This is a genomic window from Candidatus Omnitrophota bacterium (genome assembly GCA_016929445.1).
In the GTDB taxonomy this organism is placed as follows: Bacteria; Omnitrophota; Gorgyraeia; order JAFGIU01; family JAFGIU01; genus JAFGIU01.
Genome location: JAFGIU010000025.1, coordinates 1 through 5,546, shown reverse-complemented (window position 1 = coordinate 5,546; position 5,546 = coordinate 1). Strand labels below are relative to the sequence as shown.

General features: G+C 57.3%; 6 protein-coding genes. 1 reads left to right on the top strand and 5 read right to left on the bottom strand.

The features are described 5' to 3' along the window. Positions 1–302, bottom strand: a 302-nt coding sequence (locus JW937_02370; GenBank protein MBN1586256.1) for a hypothetical protein, incomplete at its 3' end; no start/stop codon positions are given. Positions 303–579: 277 nt separating this feature from the next. Between JW937_02370 and JW937_02365 the strand changes: the two genes are divergently transcribed. Further along, a complete protein-coding gene (locus JW937_02365) occupies positions 580–1,113 on the top strand; it encodes a hypothetical protein (GenBank protein ID MBN1586255.1) in 534 nt (177 codons plus the stop codon). Here JW937_02365 and JW937_02360 read toward each other — a convergent pair. The 4 genes from JW937_02360 to JW937_02345 all read right to left on the bottom strand — a co-directional run. Then, positions 1,110–1,844 carry an undecaprenyl-diphosphate phosphatase gene (locus JW937_02360; GenBank protein ID MBN1586254.1) on the bottom strand — a complete coding sequence of 245 codons (735 nt, stop codon included), beginning with the start codon at positions 1,842–1,844 and terminating at the stop codon, positions 1,110–1,112. The two genes, JW937_02365 and JW937_02360, sit on opposite strands and share 4 nt — an antisense overlap. 12 nt (positions 1,845–1,856) lie before the next feature. After that, positions 1,857–3,260 (bottom strand): trypsin-like peptidase domain-containing protein, encoded by a 1,404-nt coding sequence (locus tag JW937_02355; GenBank protein ID MBN1586253.1) that lies wholly within the window; start codon positions 3,258–3,260, stop codon positions 1,857–1,859. Beyond that, positions 3,257–3,877: a 1-acyl-sn-glycerol-3-phosphate acyltransferase gene (locus JW937_02350; protein ID MBN1586252.1), complete on the bottom strand. Its 621-nt coding sequence runs from the start codon at positions 3,875–3,877 to the stop codon at positions 3,257–3,259. The genes JW937_02355 and JW937_02350 overlap by 4 nt, the downstream gene beginning before the upstream one ends. Beyond that, a partial coding sequence (locus JW937_02345) for a glutamate synthase subunit alpha (GenBank protein MBN1586251.1) occupies positions 3,870–5,546 on the bottom strand: 1,677 nt, incomplete at its 5' end. The genes JW937_02345 and JW937_02350, both read right to left, overlap by 8 nt.

Sequence of the window (5,546 nt, the reverse complement as noted above, 5' to 3'; positions counted from 1 at the left end):
GTGGGCTGCCGCCAGCCAACGCGCCGCACCCAGGTGGTCCACTCCGGATGCGCAGATTCGCGGGTTTCAAACTCATGGAGGCTCGCAACCTCAAAGAGCTGCCGCTCATTTAGCTGATCTTCCAGAATCTGCCCCGCAACGTCGGAGTATTCTCCGGAAAATGGCAAAATCGCCACCTTGGCAGGCTGGTTAATATAAAAATTGCCGCGAACGCTTACGTCCGAACTGGCGCAGCCAAAAAGGGAGAGGGATATCAAGGCAATCAGAGCCGAGAGAAAAGAAAGCTTTGGGAGCGTGGACATGGCTGCGAGCCTCCTGGTTTGAGCTATTCTAGCACAGGCATTTGAGTTTGCTCAAAGGGGAATCTTTGCCATTTTTTCATCAATTCTTTCTGAATGTATTTAATTGATACAATTTATACGGATAAGGGCTAAGATCCGCTTCATTTTTCGCAAGTTATTTGACCAAGTGGTGTTATGATGTATACTTGTACTGTTGTACAGGGGGAGATGGTGAAATAGCAGTCGCAAAGAGCATGAAGAACCGACCCGGTAGGCCAAACCGGGGGGCGGTGGTCGAATGCTGGAGTTTCCCTCTGCATATAAGAAATATCTGACAAGCAGTTCAGTCCAAGCTTTGATTGCCAACGATATCCTCGAGCTTCTTGCCTCGATGGGCGTTGGCATTTCTCTTTTGGACCGCAATCTCAAAATCATTTGGCGCAATCGCGTTGCAGAGCATCTCTTTCGGCTTCCCAATAGCCCGGATGAAGAATCGGTTCAGGATGCGGATCAATTGGAGGAATCCGCTGCGTACTCAGCGTTGCGCACAGGCCAGGTACAAAAGCTGGATAACTGTATCCGGGAGAAGAAGGACGGAAAAACTGCGGTGATCATGGCCATGGCCGCGCCGCTGCGCGACCCTCACGGGCACGTAACCCGTATTCTGGAAGTCGTGATTGAAAACGCGGTCACCGAGGAAGGCATGATTCCCAATAGCGCGGACGGCACAAGACAGCGCGCAGCCGAATCCATGCTTCCCGATCCCATGCTCTACTTGATCACTCCCCTGCTCGGGGCGGATGTCATTGCAGATCTAGACAACGGCGACTAGAGAAACCACGCCAGCAAACCCATTCCCAAACAATACGGGGCAAACCAATGCAGGCGTCCTTGCGTGACCAGGCGTCTTAACCACACGAGCGCAAACACACCGGAAACAAAGGCTCCGGCCATCCCGAGCACCGCAGGCGTCCAGAACCCGTCCAGACTCCCGGAGATCCCGCGCAGCTGCAACACCGAAGCGGCCAGTATCGCGGGCACGGACATCCAGAAAGCAAACTCAAAGGCCACATTGGGGGCAAATCCCCGTCTGAGCAGAACAGCGAGGACCATGCCCGAACGCGAGACTCCGGGAAACACGGCCAAGCCCTGAAAACATCCGGCCAGGACCGCGTCTTTCCAAGTCAGAGTCTCGATGCCACGGCCCTCTTTTTGGCGGGTCGCCAGAAACCACAAAATCCCCACAGTGACCCACCAACCCAGGCTTACGGCCCGGAGCGAGGTAAAGGCGCTCTCCACCCAGGCTTTGAGCGCAAGGCCGATAACCGCGGTCGGCACCAAACTGATCATCATGTACAGAAATAAGCGTCGATTAAAGGAACGCCACATAACCGCCATAACAGCCAAGGTCGTGGCCAAATGCAGCAGCACATCCAAGAGAAGGTGCGGGCCTTCCACTCCCATCACCAATTGCAGAAACACAAGATGGCCGGAACTGCTCACCGGAAGAAATTCGGTCAGGCCTTGGACAATGCCCAGAAACAACCAATGAAAAAGGATCATTCGTGTATGCCCCTACCGGCGGTGCTTGTTGCGTCTATTCGCAGCGCGGCGCTCAGTCCGCCTGCGATCCTCGTCATCAAATAGCGGATCAGACCCTTTGCGGCGTTCTCCCTTGCGGCGCTCCCCTTTGCGGCGCTCTCCGCTGCGGCGCTCTTTGCGCAAAGTCTCCCTCAAAGCACTTGCCGCCAAGACCCCAAGGAGGATTAACACGACAAGCAATCCAATCTCCTTGAGACTCAGCCGCGCCTTGGGTCCTCCGGCAGTTTGTCCGGCCAAAACTCCGGTGTGGATCGAAGTGGGCACTTCCTCCACACGCAAACGCACCCAGCTTTCCACGCCGCCGCGGCGCACATTGAGCTGCAATTCCTTGCCAATGCCGGCCATCCGGACCCAATCACGAAATTCCAGCGCGCTTTGCAGATCAACCCCCTGGACCCCGAGAATAATATCGCCGGACTTCAGGCCCACTGCTTCGGCTGCGCTCCCGGATTCCACCCGGGCAATCCGAAGCTGCCCCGGGCTGAGCTCCATTGATTCCACCTCGATGCCCAGGGTCCCCTCCCGAACCCTGCCTTCGCGAATCAAGGCATCGGCCACTGCTTTCCAGCGCTTGGACGGAATGGCAAAGCTCACCCCCTCGCCGTCGGGTACCAGAAAGGTCACCACTCCGACGACCTCCCCCTGCAGGTTCACCAAAGCGCCTCCGCTATTGCCCACATTGATGGGAGCATCCGTCTGCATCACACCCTCGTGGACCCGGCCGTCACTGTCGCGCACTTTGCGATGAACTGCGCTGACAATACCCATGGAAACACTGTTGCGCAAGCCCAGGGCGTTTCCCACGGCAATAACTTGATCCCCGACCTCCACCCGCGCTTTTGGAGAAATATGAGCGATCTCCAAACCTTGAGCAGGGATCTTGATCACTGCCAAATCCGTCACATAGTCTTCCCCCACAATTTCCGCATCAAAAACCCGGCCATCCCACAAATAGGCCCTGATAGAATCCGCCCCGCGGGTGACATGTTCATTAGTCACAATGTAGCCGTCCGCGCTCAAGATCACGCCTGAACCATAGGTCTGCATCTGGACCATTTCCCGGGTTTCGCCCTCCAGAAACACATAGCGCACAAATTGCCGCAGCACGCGGCTCGCCTCATCCCCCACGGCTCCTGCCAGCCAGTCCCAGGGATGGCCCAGGGGCTCGGGCTCATATCGCGAAGGCACCACGCTCACCACCCACGGTTTGACTTGCTCGATCAGTTGGGTGTATCCGCCCACGGCCGCGGAATAGACGGCAGGCACCCCGGCCACTGACGGAGCGCCTTCCTCAGCTTGGGCATGCGGGATGCATGGCACGGCCAACAGGCAGCACAAGAGGATGAGAAGCTCTGATCTGAACCGGGTCGGCCTCACGGCTTGAGTTCTCCGATCTTAGTCATGATCAAATTTGTGATTTCCTGGTACGTCTCTGCAGAGCCGGGCTTCCCGTAAAGTTCTGTGGGGACAAAGGGCTCTCCGTAATAGACGCGGATCTTGGTGAGTCTGGGCCATTTCCGGCCTTTGGGCCATGCACGAAAGGAGCCGTCAATATAGGTGGGCACAATGCGGGCCTTTGTTTTGTAGGCCATCAGCCCCGCTCCATTCTTGGCGCTTTGCAGATTGCCGTCTAAGGTCCGGGTGCCTTCCGGAAACACCACCAAGGCCTCCCCGGATTCCACCAGACGGATGGCCTTGCGCAGGGCCGTCAGATCCACCTCATCCCGCCGGACGCTCATGGCATTGCATTTCTCCATCCACCAACGCAGAAAGGGAAAACGAAACAGGCTCTCGCGGGCAAAGTAGTGCAATGGGCGCGGCCACGGCGATCCTACCAGGGGAGGGTCTAAAAAACTGGCGTGGTTGGAACAGACCAGACAGCCGCCCTTGGTCTGCAAGTGCTCGCTGCCGTGGATCTCCCAACGGAAAAGTATTTTAAATAAGACCCGGAAGAGAGATCTGGAAATGCTATAGCAGTCCATCGATTCAGACATTCACTTGTTCGGTGACGCCTTCCTCTTCCATTTCTATGGCCTTCACCTGCTCCTTGGGCAATACATGCCAGAATTTCGGCAGCAAGGTGCTAAAGTTATCAAGAATATACTGTCCCCAGGCGCTTCCGGTCTTTTCAACGTGGGACTCAATCAGCTCAAGCAAGATCTTGGCAGAAGCGCCTGAAGCATCGGTAATCCGGCGCGGCACAACCAGAGTCTTGTTGTAGCAGCAGTCGAAGTTATTCTTTAAATCCAGGATAAAGGCCTGGCCGCCGGTCATGCCGGCCCCGAAATTCCGGCCGGCCTGTCCCAAGATAACCACTGTGCCGCCGGTCATGTACTCACAGCCGTGGTCTCCCACCCCTTCGATGACCGCCACTCCCCCGCTATTGCGCACACAGAAGCGCTCGCCCGCATAGCCCGCGGCGAACATCCGGCCGCCGGTCGCGCCGTACATCACCGTATTCCCCATAATAGCATTCTCTTGCGTGGCATAGGGACTCTCCTCAAACGGCCGCACCACAAGTTCCCCGCCGGCCATGCCCTTTCCTACGTAGTCATTGGCCTCTCCTTCCAGGGTCACTTTCATCCCGGGCGCGAGAAAAGCCCCGAAACTCTGCCCGGCAGTGCCCCGGAAACTCAGGTCAATGGTTCCCGGAGGCAAGCCCTCAGCCCCGTGAAACTTGGCCACTTGCCCTGAAATCCGGGTTGTCACGGTTCGATGAATGTTTTGAATGGGCGAATGAATCTGCACCGGTGTCCCGGACTCCACATCCGCCTGGATTTCTTCAAGAAGCAAGTCGTCCAGGCGTTCATGCTTCTCCCAATCGTTGCGATCCCACATGCGCCGGCGCGGATGCTTATCCCCGATCCCGCAGTCATCCATGAGGCGTGTCAAGTCAATGCGGCGCCCTTCCAATCCGGGCATATCCCGGTATCCTTTCCGGAGTGTGAGCAGATCATTCCGCCCGACAATATCCTTGAGAGAGCGGAAACCCATTTCCGCCAAAATTTCACGGATCTCCTGGGCGATATATTTGAAAAAGCGCACTACGTGCTCGGGCTTTCCCGTGTACTTGTCGCGGAATTTCCGCTCTTGTGTCGCCACGCCCACAGGGCAGTTATTCAGATGACACTTGCGCGTCATAACGCAACCGGTGGTGACCAGGGCCGCTGTTCCGAAACCGAACTCTTCAGCCCCCAACAGGGCGCCCATTACAACGTCCCGCCCGGTCTTGAAGCCCCCGTCCGTGCGGAGCACCACACGCTCACGCAAACCGTTCAGCCGCAGAACCTGCTGGGTTTCCGCCACACCGAGCTCCCAGGGCAACCCTGCGTGCTTGATCGAGCTGATAGGAGAAGCTCCGGTGCCCCCGTCGTGGCCGCTGATGAGAATGGTATCCGCATGGCCCTTGGCCACTCCCGCGGCAATGGTCCCCACACCTGCCTCGGCCACGAGCTTCACACACACGCGGGCCTCGGGATTCACCTGCTTGAGGTCGTAGATGAGCTGGGCCAAATCCTCAATACTGTAAATATCGTGGTGCGGAGGCGGGGAAATGAGCGCCACCCCGGGCACGGAGTGCCTGAGGAACGCAATTTCCTCACTCACCTTGTGCCCCGGAAGCTGGCCGCCCTCGCCGGGCTTGGCGCCCTGGGCCATTTTGAT

Coding starts and splice junctions, on each gene's coding strand:
- JW937_02365 (MBN1586255.1), top strand. CDS start 580: ATGCTGGAGTTTCCCTCTGCATATAAGAAATATCTGACAAGCAGTTCA.
- JW937_02360 (MBN1586254.1), bottom strand. CDS start 1,844: ATGATCCTTTTTCATTGGTTGTTTCTGGGCATTGTCCAAGGCCTGACC.
- JW937_02350 (MBN1586252.1), bottom strand. CDS start 3,877: ATGTCTGAATCGATGGACTGCTATAGCATTTCCAGATCTCTCTTCCGG.